10 protein-coding genes are annotated in these 15106 nt (G+C 70.6%); 8 read left to right on the top strand and 2 right to left on the bottom strand.

The window, feature by feature from the left end; all coding sequences use genetic code 11:
• Positions 1-337 precede the first annotated feature (337 nt).
• The 3 genes from Q7A36_RS29815 to Q7A36_RS29805 all read left to right on the top strand — a co-directional run bounded on the left by Q7A36_RS29815 (position 338) and on the right by Q7A36_RS29805 (position 4213).
• Positions 338-1318: an NAD-dependent epimerase/dehydratase family protein gene (locus Q7A36_RS29815; protein ID WP_305107430.1), complete on the top strand. Its 981-nt coding sequence runs from the start codon at positions 338-340 to the stop codon at positions 1316-1318.
• Positions 1319-1350: 32 nt separating this feature from the next.
• On the top strand, positions 1351-2562 hold the full coding sequence (locus Q7A36_RS29810) for a glycosyltransferase family 4 protein (RefSeq protein WP_305107429.1): 1212 nt from the start codon (positions 1351-1353) through the stop codon (positions 2560-2562).
• Between the two features lie 367 nt (positions 2563-2929).
• Complete coding sequence (locus tag Q7A36_RS29805; RefSeq protein ID WP_305107428.1) at positions 2930-4213, top strand: glycosyltransferase family 4 protein; 1284 nt, start codon at positions 2930-2932, stop codon at positions 4211-4213.
• 24 nt (positions 4214-4237) lie between these two features.
• Here the strand turns inward: Q7A36_RS29805 and Q7A36_RS29800 are convergent, their stop codons facing one another.
• Entirely contained in the window at positions 4238-5632 is a 1395-nt protein-coding gene (locus Q7A36_RS29800) for an oligosaccharide flippase family protein (RefSeq protein WP_305107427.1), read from the bottom strand.
• 763 nt (positions 5633-6395) lie between these two features.
• On the opposite strand from Q7A36_RS29800, the gene Q7A36_RS29795 reads away from it, so the two are divergent.
• Both Q7A36_RS29795 and Q7A36_RS29790 read left to right on the top strand, forming a co-directional pair.
• On the top strand, positions 6396-7181 hold the full coding sequence (locus tag Q7A36_RS29795) for a WecB/TagA/CpsF family glycosyltransferase (protein WP_305107426.1): 786 nt from the start codon (positions 6396-6398) through the stop codon (positions 7179-7181).
• 91 nt (positions 7182-7272) lie between these two features.
• Positions 7273-9438: a GumC family protein gene (locus tag Q7A36_RS29790; protein WP_305107425.1), complete on the top strand. Its 2166-nt coding sequence runs from the start codon at positions 7273-7275 to the stop codon at positions 9436-9438.
• A gap of 134 nt (positions 9439-9572) precedes the next feature.
• On the opposite strand, the gene Q7A36_RS29785 is transcribed toward Q7A36_RS29790, so the two are convergent.
• Complete coding sequence (locus Q7A36_RS29785; protein WP_305107424.1) at positions 9573-10916, bottom strand: O-antigen ligase family protein; 1344 nt, start codon at positions 10914-10916, stop codon at positions 9573-9575.
• 694 nt (positions 10917-11610) lie between these two features.
• Between Q7A36_RS29785 and Q7A36_RS29780 the strand changes: the two genes are divergently transcribed.
• The 3 genes from Q7A36_RS29780 (at position 11611) to Q7A36_RS29770 (ending at position 14876) form a co-directional block, all read left to right on the top strand.
• On the top strand, positions 11611-12897 hold the full coding sequence (locus tag Q7A36_RS29780) for a glycosyltransferase family 2 protein (protein WP_305107423.1): 1287 nt from the start codon (positions 11611-11613) through the stop codon (positions 12895-12897).
• An 89-nt stretch (positions 12898-12986) separates the two neighbouring features.
• A complete protein-coding gene (locus tag Q7A36_RS29775; protein ID WP_305107422.1) occupies positions 12987-14063 on the top strand; it encodes a polysaccharide biosynthesis/export family protein in 1077 nt (358 codons plus the stop codon).
• A gap of 417 nt (positions 14064-14480) precedes the next feature.
• On the top strand, positions 14481-14876 hold the full coding sequence (locus Q7A36_RS29770; RefSeq protein WP_305107421.1) for a hypothetical protein: 396 nt from the start codon (positions 14481-14483) through the stop codon (positions 14874-14876).
• The last annotated feature ends 230 nt before the right edge of the window (positions 14877-15106 follow it).

The raw sequence follows: 15106 nt of genomic DNA, 5'->3' as shown, positions 1-15106 counted from the left end.
TGGTGGCGCCGAACAAACGACCTTTGCAGCGGTGTCGTGCCGCCAAGGAAACAACCATTGAGCGACACGGCCGCGAACTGCAGCACGTGAAGGGTTGTGGTTGGCGCGCGCCGCGTGCCCGCGCGGCGCAAGCAGGCGCGCGATGCAGGTCGCTGACCTGGGTTTTGCGTCTGTGGGATCACCGTTGTGAGCCTTCGTGGACCGATGACGAAGCGGCAGGGCGGCCGGGCGAACTGCTCCTGCGGGCAGCGGTGCGGCGGAATTCGTCGTGGGGATCACGGCTCAGCGGCGTCGAGGTTTGATCTCGTGCCTGGCGTATGTGGTGGGAGAGGGGTGCATGAAAGCAGCATTGGTTTGCGGCGCCGGCGGCTTCATCGGTGGCCACCTCGTCAGACGGTTGAGGGCCGAAGGATACTGGGTGCGCGGCGCCGACCTGAAGCGCCACGAGTACTCCGATACCGAGGCGCATGACTTCATGGTGGGCGATCTGCGGGATCCATACTTCTGTCGCCAGGTCATCGACCGCAGATTCGATGAAGTCTACCAGCTTGCCGCCGATATGGGTGGGGCAGGGTTCATCTTCACGGGCGAGAACGATGCCGACATCATGCACAACTCGGCGACCATCAACCTCAATGTACTCGACGCCTGCTACAAACGGCTGATCCGCCGCGTGTTCTATTCATCCTCCGCCTGCGTCTATCCTGCCCATAACCAGGAGGATCCGGACAACCCGAACTGCGAGGAAAGCAGCGCATACCCGGCGGCACCCGACAGTGAATATGGCTGGGAAAAGCTGTTCAGCGAGCGCCTCTACCTCACCTATAGCCGATGCTATGGCATGGATACTCGCATTGCCAGGTACCATAACATCTTCGGACCCGAGGGGACCTGGACGGGCGGCCGAGAGAAGGCGCCCGCGGCGCTCTGCCGCAAGATCGCCGCTGCACCGAACGGCGGCGCCATTGAGATCTGGGGCGACGGCCGGCAGACGCGCTCCTTCCTGCACGTGTCCGAATGCGTCGAAGGCACGCTCCGGCTGATGCGCTCCGACGTCCGCTTTCCGCTCAACATCGGCTCCGATGAGATGGTGACCATCAACCAACTCGCGGATCTCATCGCAGAGATCGCCGGGAAACGGATCGAGAAGCGCCACATGCCCGGCCCTCTCGGCGTGCGGGGCCGCAATTCCGACAACCGCAGGATCGAGCAGGAGCTGGGCTGGAAGCCGTCGCTGCCGCTCGTCGAAGGCCTGCGCGCGACCTATGCGTGGATCGAGCAGCAGGCGCAGCAACAGCCGCTCGGCGTCGCTGCGTGACAGCGGCGGCTGCGGGACGCGCGGCGGCGGAGATGCAACTCGTCGCCGACGGCCGGCTACGGCCAGGGGACGACGCGGATCGACGGCGGACGCGGCACGCCCGGCCGGACCGGCCACTCGTCATGATCCTCTGCCCGGGCGGGCTGGAGGATGGCGGCGGCATCGGCCGGCAGATGGGCTACTTCCTCGGCGTGCCGGCGGGGCCGCCGGTCTCCATCGAGTATCGGATGATGGACACCCGCGGGCCATGGTACCTGGGCGGCGCGCCGTGGCGCAGCGTGCTGGCCTTCGCCTACTTCGCCGCGGCCGCGATGCGGCTCGTCGGTCTGGCACTGCGCCGGCGGACCTGCGTCCTGCACGTCAACGTCACCGGGCGGGGCAGCACGGTCCGCAAGGCCGTCCTCACCGGACTCGCCCGCCTGCTCGGCCTCGGTTACCTGCTGCACGTCCATGATCCGGACTACGCGGTCGGGTATGCGGCACTGCCCGCCGCCGCGCAGGCGGCCGTGCGGCGCATGTTCCGGGGCGCCAGGCTCGTGCTGGTCCTCGGCCACGCCGATCGGGAACGCCTCGCTTCGGTTCTGGAGGTGCCGCCCGCGCGCTTCGTCGTTCTGCACAATGCGGTGCCGGATCCCTATCCGGCCGGCCTTTCGCCCGCCGCGCGGTCGGGTCCCTGCCGCTTCGTCTTTCTCGGCCATCTCAGCGACCGGAAGGGGGTGCCGGAACTGCTCCAGGCCCTCGCGCACCCCGGCATGGCCGGGCGTTCCTGGCGGGCGACGATCGCGGGCGGCGGGCCGGTCGAGGACTACCGGGCGCGCGCCACGGCGCTCGGGCTCGGGGACCGCGTCGATTTCCCCGGATGGGTCGATGCCGCCGGCGTCCGGCAGTTCTGCGTCGAGGGCGACGTGCTCGTCCTGCCCTCGCATGCCGAGGGCCTTGCCATGGCGGTACTCGAGGGCATGTCGCATGGCATGGCGATCGTCACGACCGCGGTCGGCGCGCATCCCGAGGTCATCGAGCCGGGCCGGTCCGGCCTGTTCGTCGAGCCCGGTGACATCGACGGCCTGGCCGCAACCCTCGGCGAATTGGTCGATCATCCTGAGCGCCGCAGCCGGCTCGGCGCGGCCGCGCGGAGGAGGTTCGAGACCGCCTTCGAGGTGCGCGCCTATGCGGCGCGGCTCGGCGCGCTCCACGCCGAGGTGCTCCGGCAGGGGCTCGGGTCGGAGGAGCGGGAGTGTCCTTAGGAGCGGCGGCGCGGGCCGCGTGCCCCGGCGTCGCACGCCGCCATGCCGGCGCCCCGGCGCCGTGCCATCGGCGCTGCCGGGCACGGCATGTGGCGCGCCCATGCGGCCGGTCCCGGCACCTGCTTCCGCCGCCTGCGCGCCGCTGGTCCAGGCGCCCGGCGCTGCCCGACAACCGCACATCGTCTCGCCGGAGGACATGGCAGCGGCCGGGCCGCGATGCGCCGCGCCCGCTGGTCGCGCCACGGTCCGCCTGCGGGATCCTGACGGGAGGCCTCCGGGCGCCATGCCTTCGCCCCCTCGCTGACCATCCGCGGCGGGCCGGGCGGTCGCGGCGCGGCTGCCGCGCGCCTTGCCGGACAGCGATCCGATGAGGCTGGTGATCTCGGCCTATGCCTGCGCCCCCGACCGCGGGTCGGACCACGGCGTCGGCTGGATGTGGGTGACGGAAGCCCACCGGTTGGGGCACCGCGTCTGGGCCTTCGCCTCCACGGTCCACCGTTCGGCGATCCTGCGGGCCTGCGCCGCCGACCCCTCGCTTGCCGGCATCGACTGGTGGTTCCCCGAGGTCGCGGGGTGGCCCTTGACGCCCGGCGTGGAGCCGGAATGGGAGCGCAGCTACAACCTGCTCTGGCAGCGCGAGGCCGCGCGCCAGGTGAAGGCGCTGCTGCGCCGGGAGAGGATCGATGCCATTCACCATGCAAGCTGGGCGGGCATCCGCGCGCCGACATTCCTGGGCGGGCTGGGCCCGCCGCTGATCCTCGGCCCGGTCGGCGGCGGGGAAACCTCCCCGGCCGGCCTGCGCGACGCGATCGGCATGCGCGGCCGGCTCCTCGAGGCCGTGCGCGACCTCTCGAACCGGACGATCACCCTTAATCCGATCGTCCGGCCCGGCCTGCAGCAGGCGGAGGTGATCTTCGCGGCGACGCCGGAGACGGAGCGGCTGTTCCGCGGCAGGCTGGCGCGGAAGCTGCGCGTCTTCTCGCAGCTCGCCTTGCCGCCGGCGGAGCCGCCGCCGCCGAGGCCAGCACGCGCCGGGCCGCCGCGGCTGATCTATGCCGGGCGGCTGCTCTACTGGAAGGGCGTCCACATCGCCCTCCGCACCTTCGCGCGCGTGGCGGAGCGGCACCCGGGCTCGCATCTCACCATCGTCGGCGGCGGCAGGGAACTCGCGCGGCTGAGGGCGGCGGCGCAGAGCCTGAAGGTCGCCGACAGCGTGCGCTTCGTGGCGCGCCTGCCGCAGGCCGAGTTGTTCGGCCTCTACGATCGGCACGACCTGATGCTGTTCCCCAGCCTGCACGACAGCGGCGGCATGGCGGCGCTCGAGGCGCTGTCGCGCGGCCTGCCGGTCCTGTGCCTCGATCTTGGCGGGCCGGGGCTGCTGGTGACCGATGAATGCGGCGTGGTGATCCCGACCGCCGGGCGCGGCACGGACGACGTCGCGGCGGCGATGTCGGCTGCCATCGACGGGATCGTCGCCGATCCTGGACGGCTCGAGGCGCTGTCGGCCGGGGCGCTGCGTCGCGCGGCCGAGTATTCCGCCCGGTCGCGGGCGCAGGCGCTCTACCAGCAGGTCGCCGAGGTCATCGGCGCGCCTTCCGCGACGCCGCCCGCCATGGCGCATCGGCCGGCCGAGGCGGCGGAACGGGTCTGACCCGCGGCGCGCCACGCAGCAACGCTAGGAGAAGGCGCGCCTGATGCCGCGGGTGTCGAAGGCGGCCAGGGTCGCGCCATAGACGGCGACAGCGACCAAGATGCGCAGGAGGAGCCCCGTGATCCCCGCTATCGGCTGCAGCAGGATGACGGCGAGGCTCATGAGGCAGGTGGCTGCGACGATCTGCCAAGCATCCCGGGCCGGCAGCGGCAAGGGATAGGCACGCGAACTGAGGTAGATGCCATGGGCGAGCGACACCGCCGCGGCGGCGGTGAGTGCCGCTGCGGAGCCGAGCGCCCCCCAATGCGGGACAAGCAGGAAATTCAGCGCCAGGTTCACCGCGGCGCCCGCCGCGGTGACCTGCGCGCCGAGGCCGGTCCGGTTGCCGAGCTGGAATGCCGGCTCGACATAGTTGCTGCGCATGCCTGCCAGCACGGAGGCGACCGCAAGCCAGGGTGCGAGCTGCCTGACGACATCATGGTAGCGCGGCGGCGCGACGAGGTCCGCGAGGTCGGGCGCGATCAGGACGAGACCGACGCCCGCCGGCAGCAGCAACCCGAACAGGAAGGTGAAATTGCGTTCCAACTGGTCGCGGACCGCAGCGTGGCCGGAGGCCATCGCCCGGACGGCGGATACCACCGCAGGCGGGCCCAGGCCGGCGGACACCAGGCCGACCGAGTTCTGCACGAGGATCGCGACGACCGCATACTCCGCCACGGCGGTGGGGCCAGCCAGCCAGCCCAGGACGATGCGGGTGGCGGAGTCGTTGAGGCCGAAGAGTGCCATGCCGAGGCCGACCGGCGCCGCGTAGACCGCGAAGGACCGCGCCAGCGCCGCATCGAATGTCCGGCGCAGCCGGATGGAGCCGTCGCGCAGGTACATGCACCCCGCGATCAACATGGCGGCAAAGGCCGATGCCAGGACGGCATCCGCGGACCGCGTGAGGTAGCCGACGATGGTGCACGCCACGAGCATCAGGCAGTTCCGCGCGACGTTCATCCAGAAGTAGCGCGCGGCCCGGCTGCGGCCGAGCTGGATCTTGGTGGCGAATTCGAACCACGCATAGGCCCAGACGCCGAGCAGGATGAGCCAGGCCCGTCCCCGGTGACCGTCGAGCGCACCCGAAAGGGTCGCCAGCCCGAGCAGCGACGCGGAGAGGATGCAGGCGCCGGCGAACATCGCCAGGAGCGTCGGCATGAACACCGGATCCGCCTCGCGCCCCGGGTACCATCGTTGAAGGCTCACGAGAAGCCAGTCGAAGACGATGTTGGTGCCGAGCACCACGGTGGCCAGCCCCATCCCGTAGACACCGAACTCCTCGGGGGACAGCAGCCAAGTCAGCGACATGGTCGCAGCGAAGCCGATCGCGCCCGGCACCACCCGGCTTGCGATGTAGATTGCCCCGTCGCGTGCGCGCATCGGCTAGCCGCGCGCCGACCGGACCGCGACCCGCCGCGCGCCGCGCGTGGCCAGGAGCGGGAGCATCACGTCACCGGTCGCCGCACGAGCCTTGCGGTCTCGGCGCAGGCGAAGCGCCGCGACCTGTGCACCGACCATTCGCCACGCTCCTTTCGGAATGCTTCCCCTCATAACACTTGCGGCGAAAGTTGGCGACCGGAAGCGGCATCGCGTCGAAGCGCAATCCGGGCTCCACGCGGATGCATGAACAGGATGCACCAGAATAGGACGCGCCGGACGCCGAGCCGCGCGTCCACCGGCCGCGGCGCAAGCATGGTCCGAGGAATGCTGCGCGACACGGCGCGATCTTCCCGCCCTTCGGAAGCCCGACGATGATCGACCACCGTGAAAGCAGGAAGAGCGCCGCATGGCTCAACCGAACGTTGTTGCTTGTGACAAACATCCGGTCGGAAGCCTCAAGAATATCGTGTCGCGCGGACCATGACGCAGTGCTGACTTGATGCGGATGCGGAGTTACTACTATCCTGTGCAGGACGGTTAATGACAAAGAATGTTTGTGGGAGGCCGTTTTGCCGGACCACCTGCCGGGAACGCCACGGGTCGGCAAGACCCGGCCGGGCGATCATCGACCGTGCCCAATGCGGTTCGAGGGTTGCCGGCCGAGGATCGTCCGCCGGCATCGATGGACCAATGCGTAGTCGTGCGAGGGCGTTGACGGCCGATGACAAGATCCTCCCCTGACGCTGCGGCGCATGTCCGCGACATGGCGGTTCCGGCGTCGCAGCCGGCGGTCGTCGACGTTCTCGGCGTGCGCATCTCCACGCTGAACCTCGCGGAGACGGTCCGGCACATCGCCGCCTGGAAGCAGGAGGGGCGGCGCGAGTATGTCTGCTGCGTCTGCGTCCACGGCATCGTTACTGCGCAGCGCGACAAGCAGATCCGCGCCGCGCTGAATGGTGCCGGGATTGCCACCAAGGATGGAATGCCCCTGTCCTGGTGGTGCCGCGCCGTCGGCTTCCGCGGCTCGAAGCGCGTCTCCGGTTCCGATCTCATGGAGGCGCTGTGTGCGTTTGGCGCATCGCGGGGCTACCGTCATTATTTCTACGGAGGCACCCCGGCGGTGGTGGAGGCGCTTGTCGACCGGCTCCAGCACCGCTTCCCCGACCTCGTCGTGGCGGGCTACCGGTCGCCGCCTTTCCGCCCGCTTTCGGCGGCGGAGGATGCGGCCGAGGTCGCGGCCATCAACGCCGCGCAGGCAGATTTCGTCTGGGTCGGCCTCGGCATGCCGAAGCAGGAGCGCTGGATCGCGGGGCATGTCGGCAGGATCGACGCGACCGCATTGCTCGGGGTCGGCGCGGCATTCGACTTCCTCGCCGGCGCCAAGCCGCGCGCGCCGGGCTGGATGCAGCAGGTCGGGCTCGAATGGCTGTTCCGGCTCGCCAGCGAGCCGCGGCGGCTCGCACGCCGGTACATCGTCGACAACGGGGCCTTCGTGGCCATGGTCCTGCGCCACCTGTTGAGCCAGCGCCCCGGCCCGACGGCGCCATAGGATCGGCATGGACGAACATTCGCCGCAGTGGGTGACCCACACGGAACCGCCGCCCCAGCCTGAACAGGACCGGGGCGCGTCGGCGGTCGAGATGCTGCATGCCGTCATCCGCCGATGGCCGTTGCTGGTGGCGGTGCCCGTGCTGTTCGGCCTGGCGGCGCATGGCGTCCTGCAGGTCCTGCCGCCGCGCTACAAGGCCAGTGCGCAGCTCCTGATCTTCGATCCGCAACGCTCGGCGGTCGTCGCGGTGGGCCAGAACGCGCCGGCGGCGCGCGAGCTCGATGCGGTGTCCATCAACACCGAGATCGAGGTGATCCGATCGGCGTCGGCGCTCGAGCGTGCGGCGCGCAAGCTGCGCCTCGACCAGGTGGCGGAGTTCCAAGACGACGGCTTGTTCGACCGCCTGCGCTCCCCCGCCGGCGTGCCGGGCGAGGGCCTGGAGGCCGGCGCGGTGCCCGACGGCCCCGGCACCGCGGCCCTCGCCCGCGCCGTGCTGGCGCTGCGCAAGCGCATCTCCGCCGAGCGCGTTCCCGCGTCCTACATCCTTGTCCTTTCGGCCACCGCGGGCGATCCGCTGCTCGCGCAGCGGCTGGTCTCCACGCTGCTCGACGACTACCTCGAGGAACAGGCCGAAGCGTCGCACCGGGCCCTCGTGCAGGTCGCGGGATGGCTGCAAGGCAAGATGGCCGAGCTGCAGGCCCGCATCGGCGACACCAATGTGGCGATCGAGCACCTGCGCGCCGATGCGGGGATCGCCGAGGGCGGCAAGGGCACGATGCTGCAGCAGCAGATTGCCGAGACGAGCTCCCAACTCGCCGCCATACGCACCGAGCTGGCCGACAAGAAGAGCCGGCTCGAACAGGCGCGCGAGGGCCGCCGCGACGACGACAACCGGACCGCCGTGCCCGACGGGCTCTTCTCGCCGGCGCTCAGCCAGCTCCGGCAGCAATTCTCGCTGCTCAGGCGCGAGGTGGTGCAGCTCCGGGAGAAGCTCGGCGACCGCCACGCCCAGGTCCTGGCCGCAGAGGACCGGCTGGCGACGCTGCGCCGTGCGATCAGCGACGAGCTCGCGCATATCGCGGAGGAGCAGCAGGCGAGCTTCGAGATCGCGCAGCGGCGGGAGACCTCGCTGATCGCCGATCTGCAGCGGCTCCGCGCCCGCCAGATCGACGATGACGGCGCGGTGGGCCGGCTGCAGGAGCTCCAACGCGCGGTCGAGGCCGATACCAGGCTCTACCAGACCTACTCCGCCCGACTGGAGGAGGTCGAGGCCGTGCGCAGCCTCGGCGCTTCGGGGAAGCGCGTTCTTTCGCCGCCCGGCGTGCCGACCGAGCCGAGCTTCCCGCGCAAGAAGATGATCTATGCCGGGGCGATCGCCGCCGGCGGCCTGGTCGGCCTCGCGCTGGCGACCGTCCTCGCCCGGCTGCGACGCGGCATCCCGGCCGGCGGCCCGGCACAGAGCTTCCTGGGCCAGCCGATCCTCGGCAACCTGCCATTGCTCAAGGGCAGGCCCGACCCGCGCGCCATCGGCCGGATGGTCGCGGCAGCCTGGCCGGTCGGCGAGGCGGCGCGCGCCATCCGCGTCGCGCTCAGGCTGCGGCGCCAGGGCAACGCGCCCAGGATGGTCGTGGTGACCTCGGCGCTGCGCGGCGAGGGACGGTCGACCCTCGCCGCCGCGATCGCCGCCTCCGCCAGCCAGGCCGGCCTGCGGGTCGTGCTTGTCGAAGGCGGTTCCGGCGCGCGCACACCCTCGGCAGCGCCGCAGGGACGGCGGGACGGTGCGGGCCATCCCGGTCCCGACCTCGCAGGTGCGGCGAGCGTCCAGCGCCACGATCCCGACATCGGTTGCTGCGTCACCACTCTCGGCAGCGGGCCGGCGGACGATGCCGAGGCACTGATGTCGGACGAGCTGGTCTGTCACCTCGGGCAGCTTCGGAGCGAGTTCGACCTCGTGGTGGTCGATGCGCCGCCGCTGCTGCCGGTGCCGGATGCGCTGAGCCTGGCGCGGGATGCGGATGCCTTTCTGCTGGTCATCAATTCACGCCGCACATCGCCGGCGCTGGTCGCCGAGGCGATCGGGTTGCTGGATCTCGACGCGCATTGCCTGGTCGGCCTCGTGCTGAACATGCAGCCTCAGGCGAGCCTGCAGCGCCTGGGGCTGGCCGGCGGCCGCCGGGCACCGCGCGGCGAGGCGCCGCCCCGCGGACCGCTGCCGCAGCGCCCGGCCAGCCCCGAAAGGCCCGCGGCTGCGACCTGACCGGGCCGAAGGGGGCGGGCTTGGCCGGCGGCATCATCCGGCCGCGCCGGTCGAAGTCCTCACGCGCGCTGCCGTGGCGAGGGCGATGCCGGTCGCGCCGCGGACCGGACGGCAGGGCGCGCCCGGCAGGATCCTCATCCGCCTACCCATGGCTGACGCTGCGAATAGCCGACCGGTCCCGCGGCGCGACGGCTGGCACGGAGAGAGCGCGCGCGCAGGCGCAAGGTCCGCTCGCACATGAAGCCTGTCACGTAGAACACGGTGATCAAAGCCTGGGTATGGTCCAGCAGGACGATCTCCGTCGCGCCGATCAGCACGAAGCCGCCGCAGGCCATCAGGGCGGTGACCGCCAGGTCGCGCGCGGGCGAGCCGATGAGGCGCACCGCCATGGCGACGGTCCTCGTCCAGATCAGGAGGAAGAAGGCGGTGCCGAAGACGCCGACCTCGAGCAGCATCTCCAGGATGCCGTTATGGGCGTGGGGAACGACCCAGCCGAGCGAGTCGGAAATCGCCTCCCCCGCGGGATTCGACGCCAGCCAGAACGCGCCCAGCCCCCATCCCAGGAAAGGCCGCTGCGCGATGTTGTCGAAGACGGCGGCCCAGAGCTCCGTCCTGCCCGTCAGCGTCGGATCCTTGCCGATGAGCTCCAGCACGCCGCTCGGGTCGATGATGATGACCAGTCCGACCGGCGCTCCGATCACCGCGGCACCGGTGGCGGCCATGCGGGCAATGCCGCCGCGGCGGTACAGGACGACGCCCAGGCTGATCGCACAGAAGGCGAAGATGGTCAGGCACGCGGTCGCGGATTTCGACAGGAGCGCGACTGCCATGATCAGAAGCAGGGCCACATAGGGCCATGCACCCGGCCGACGTGTCGTGCGCATGCCGTGCAGGCAGGCGAGCGCGCCGACCGCCATGGCCTGGCCGAGGACGTTCTTGTGGGTGAAGACCCCCTGCACCTCCTGCGCGGCCGAACCCATCATCACCGCAGCCGAGGGATATGCGGCCAGCAAGGCGAGCGATCCCGCGGCGCAGATCAGGCACGCGAGCCGGACCAGGCGCATGAACCGGTCGGCCTCGCAGACCCGGGCGATGCCGATCGCACCGATCACGAAGAACAGGTAGAGCACTCCGCGCCGCAGGCTCGTGGCCGGATCGATCGACCACAGCGCGGACAGGATCAGGAATCCCGTGAGACCAAGCGCCATTCCTTCGCCCGGCAGGAGCCTGCGCTCGCGCACCCAGCCGGTGGCGAACAGCCGCAACGCAATGGCGATGAGCAGGATGTTCAGCGCCTGCGTGATCTTGCTGCCTGTCTTGCCTTCCCAGGAGCCGTAGACGAGCCGGTCGATGAGGCCGAGCGCGCCGGTGACCAGCAGGATGAAGACGACAATCGCAACGCCGTGCCAGCGGGGCGGCCGACCTGGGCGAGGCGCGGCGTCGGGGACGCGCTGCCGCATTCGTGGTCGCAGCATCATCTGGTATCCATGCGCGGAGATTGGCGATCCGACTGTTGCATGCCCGCCCCGTGGCGCGTTCCTCATGCCCGGCCAAATCTGGGTGATGCGGGCGAAGGATCGGGCACTCCCGGCGGCATGCAGCCGGACCCGAGGCTTCGCCCCAGGCCTTGCCGCGACATCGAGCCATGCGCGCCGCAGCGGGCGCGGCCTGCAGCGGTGCCGCGCGCCGTCCGGATCGCCCTGCACCGATGCAGGCACCATCGCCCGCGTGCAGGCGTGATGGAGGGTGCCATGCACGCACCGGCCCGAGCCGATGCGTGGTGCAACGACGCAAGGGCCGGACCGCGTTGCATTGCTGCGCATGCGCCGGCCCCGCTGGGCGCGCGCCGGCGGGCAAGCTTGCCCCGGATCCCGGCACCCGCGCCGTCTGCCCGCCGGACACTGCGATCCGGCATGGATCCGGCAACAGGATAATGAGAGGAAGGCCGGCGCGGCTTGCGGTCGGCCCGGCAACGTTTTAACTCGTGCGAGCGCAACGGCGTTGGCCGGATATCGGTTTCGTCGCGTGAGGTGTGCATGCCATCTGCGTATCAATTCTCACCGACCGGTGACGCGCACACCAGCGACCGCACCTTGTCGCCTGATGCAATGAATCCTGCCGGGGTGGGCTCCCGTGCCGTCGCCGTCGCACCATGCGCTGCGACGATGATGCGTGGCGGCGTTCGGTGCGGCGGCAACTACTCGCCTGGGCTCATCGCGCCGGCAGCCGGCGCGTGGTGGCGTCGTGGCGAGCCCTCGCGGCCTGCACGATGCTGAACGGCGATGCGGCAATGCGATGCTTCGGCCGCGGTGCCGAACGCCGGATTCGGTGCCGCGCGCGGCGCTGGCGAGCCGTGACGCGCGAGGGGTCGCGCGCGCCGATTGGTCCGGTGCTGACCGCTCGTCCTTGTCCGGGCCCGCGGGCCGCAGTCGGGTTGCATCGATGACTGCCGTCGATGTCTCCGTCGTCATCCCGACGCGGGGACGCCCGGCCCTGCTCCTGCGCGCACTCGACAGCGTCTTCGCGCAGAGCTGCCCGCCGCGCGAGGTGGTGGTGGTCGTGGACGGGCCGGACGAGCCGACCCGCTCCGCGCTGGCCGGGTGCGCGCATCCGGCCCTCCGCGTCATCTTCAATCCGCGGCAACTGACCGCGGCGGGCGCCCGGAATGCTGGGGTCGCCGAGGCGCGGGGATCATGGATCGCGTTCCTCGACGACGATGACGAGTGGCTGCCGGAGAAGCTCGAGCACCAGCTCGCCTGGGCGGCGACGCACGAGGCCAGCATCGTGACCTGCCTCGCCCATGTCGTGACGCCGGCGGCGACGTATATCTGGCCCGAGGTGCCCTACGGCAACGACGAGCCCTTCGTCGACTACCTGTTCGATCGCCGCAGCCTGTTCGCCGGCGCGGCGTTCCTGCAGACCTCGAGCTACCTGGTCCGCCGCAGCGCCTACGCGCTGGCGCCGTTTCGCCCCGGCACGCCGCATGACGACTGGGATTTCGTCATCAGGCAGCTCGACATCCCGGGAGCGAGGCTCGAAACCGTACCGGAGCCGCTGGTGGTGCATTACATCGATGACCGGCGTCCGTCGCTGAGCACGGCGTCGAACTGGATCGCGTCGCTCGCCTGGGCGGATGAGATGCGGACGCTGATGACGCCGAGGGCCTATAGCGGCTTCTGCCTCTGCATCGTGGGGCCGCGCGCGGCGGGGGAGCGCGCGCTGCGGGCCTTCCCGATGCTCCTGCGCAAGGCCTTCGGCAACGGCGCGCCGCGGATCCGGCACGTCGTCACCTACCTGGCATTCTGGCTCTCACCGCGCGGCCTGCGCCAGCGGGTCCGGGCGCTGTTCAGGGCAGCGGGCCCCGTCGCGCCTCATGCGCGGGACGCGGCCGCCGCCGGCTGCGCGTCATCCTGCCGGGATGCGGCGGCGCGCCCCGCTGCAGGAGCGGCCAGGCGATGAGACGCGCCGCGCTGTGCGTGCAATTGCTGATGTCACTCGGCGTCGGCGCCTGCTCCTCCCTGCCGAGCGCCGGGCCCACGACATCGCAGGTGCTCGAGCAGTCCTCCGAAAGCGCAGGCGCCCCCTACGGGCTTGTCGAGATCGACGGCCGCGTCCTGGCGGCCCGCGACCTGGCCGGGGGCCGGGGCTTCCGGGCCGCGTTCGGCGACCGTGGCCGGCCGCCGGCACCGACCGTCGGCGTGGGCGATGCTGTCTCTGTCATCATCTGGCAGTCGAGCACCACCGGCTTGCTGAGTGCGGCGCCCGGTCCATCCTCGACCGGGCAATCGCAGGGCCAGGGCTTCCCGGCGCAGATCAGCCTGCCTGAGCAGGTCGTCGCGGCCGATGGCGGCATCACCGTTCCCTTCGCGGGGCGCGTCCGGGCGGCGGGCCGCACGACGCTGCAGATCCAGCAATCGATCGAGCGTGCGCTCGCCAACCGCCTTGTCGAGCCGCAGGTCCTGGTCACGGTGCCGAGGATCCTGTCGGCGACGGCCAGCGTCACGGGCGACGGCATCGCTGGATCACGGGTCCCACTCTCGGCCCGTGGCGAAAGGCTGCTCAACGTCATTGCCGCCGCGGGTGGGGCGAAGACGCCTGCCTATGAGACGCTCATCCTGGTGACGCGCGACGGCGTCACGGCGTCCATGACCATCGACAGCATCCTGGCCGAGCCTGATGAGAACATCCATGTCTGGCCGGATGACGTCATCACCGTCATGCGTTCGCCGAAGACCTTCTCGGCCTTCGGTGCGACGACGAACAACAACCAACTGCCCTTCAATGCCTCCAACCTGAACCTGGCCGAAGCGATTGCCAGGGCGGGCGGGCTGCTCGACGCCCGCGCCGACCCGAAAGGGGTCTTCCTTTTCCGCTTCGAAGACCCGCAGGTCGCAGCGGCGGTCGATGCGCCGGTCAAGGTGAAGGATCCCAAAGCTCCGGTGCCGGTGCTGTATCACCTGGATCTGCAGCAGGCCGGCGGGTACTTCCTCGCGCAGAAATTCCCGATGCGCGATGGCGACATGATCTACGTCGCGGGCGCCGCCGCCAATAGCCTGCAGAAATTCTTCACCGTGGTCAGCTTGATCAGTTCCCCGGTGCTGAGCGGCGCGATCCTCGCGCGTTGACGGGTTGTGACCCGTGCGGCCGGGCCAGCACAGGGTTCCGCCACGCCGCCCTCGGTGCCGGCCCGGCCGGGGAGCCGACACCGAGCCAGGTCGGGCCGTTCGCCCGGCGTGGCCGTGTGGAACGATCGATCACAGCCGGATGCCTTGTACTGCCCTGGCTCGACTGGCGCCCGACCAGGCCACCGGGTCGCATCTCGGCGCGGCGCGCTGGCAGACGCCGGCGATCGTAAATCACAATTCTGTGAAGATTCTGCTGCAAGCGGGCCGTCTTCGCCCGTTGCGACGCGTTCGGCACGACGGCATGGTCGATGGCAACACGCGGTTTCGCCGGCCATGGCGACGTCATCCCAGGCGGCAGGCAGAACTCGCAACCTACGCCGCGGCTGATGCCTTTCTGCTAAAAGGCGAACCGTCCTGGTGCTGTGCGTCCGCTGGCAGCCGCCTCAGGGGCCGTGGTTCTGCCCCAGCGCCGACATGGAGGCACAGATGCGCAGGGAATCGCGGCCGACCGCGAACGATACCTCAAGGCAGGAGGCATGGACCGAAGCGATGGAGCAGGACCGGAACGAGGCGCTCAACCTGTTCAACCGGCTCCGCAATCATGGCGAACCGCAGCTTTGCCGTGACGCGGCCAATCTCGGCGTTGCCCTGGTGATGCAGCGGGACGCGGACGCGGCGAAGATCGCGCATCTCCGCGCCGTGCTGAAGGAGCTTCTCCAATGGGTGGACAGCCTTCCGGCCAATGATCCGTGGCAGGCGGCGCTGCGGAACCGGGCCTGGGCGCTGCTCGGCCAGCAGCCACCGCCGTGCTGACCGTGGGAGCGCTGGTCGCGAGGGCGGGAGCATGAACCCTGGACCTCACGGCAGCGGATACGCCCTGGCTGATGGTCATCGAGGACAGGCCCGCGTAGCGCCTGGTTCTCTGTCGGCACCCCTTATGCAGCGGCGTGCGCCTGCCCTGGAACCGACCCAGGGTGGCCGGCACGCGTGACCGCGCTGTCAAGGCTGATCGAAATTCGGTTCTTTCCCGTGCTCACGGCTTC

The sequence above is a fragment of the Paracraurococcus lichenis genome (genome assembly GCF_030657435.1).
GTDB classification, from domain to species: Bacteria; Pseudomonadota; Alphaproteobacteria; order Acetobacterales; family Acetobacteraceae; genus Paracraurococcus; species Paracraurococcus lichenis.
Note: the sequence above shows the minus strand (reverse complement) of the source record. Positions and strands in the feature narration are given on the sequence as shown.

What these genes read in the sequence shown, in the direction of transcription:
- Q7A36_RS29815 (WP_305107430.1), top strand. Translation starts at nt 338, where the DNA reads ATGAAAGCAGCATTGGTTTGCGGCGCCGGCGGCTTCATCGGTGGCCAC.
- Q7A36_RS29810 (WP_305107429.1), top strand. Translation starts at nt 1,351, where the DNA reads ATGCAACTCGTCGCCGACGGCCGGCTACGGCCAGGGGACGACGCGGAT.
- Q7A36_RS29805 (WP_305107428.1), top strand. Translation starts at nt 2,930, where the DNA reads ATGAGGCTGGTGATCTCGGCCTATGCCTGCGCCCCCGACCGCGGGTCG.
- Q7A36_RS29800 (WP_305107427.1), bottom strand. Translation starts at nt 5,632, where the DNA reads ATGCGCGCACGCGACGGGGCAATCTACATCGCAAGCCGGGTGGTGCCG.
- Q7A36_RS29795 (WP_305107426.1), top strand. Translation starts at nt 6,396, where the DNA reads ATGGCGGTTCCGGCGTCGCAGCCGGCGGTCGTCGACGTTCTCGGCGTG.
- Q7A36_RS29790 (WP_305107425.1), top strand. Translation starts at nt 7,273, where the DNA reads ATGCTGCATGCCGTCATCCGCCGATGGCCGTTGCTGGTGGCGGTGCCC.
- Q7A36_RS29785 (WP_305107424.1), bottom strand. Translation starts at nt 10,916, where the DNA reads ATGATGCTGCGACCACGAATGCGGCAGCGCGTCCCCGACGCCGCGCCT.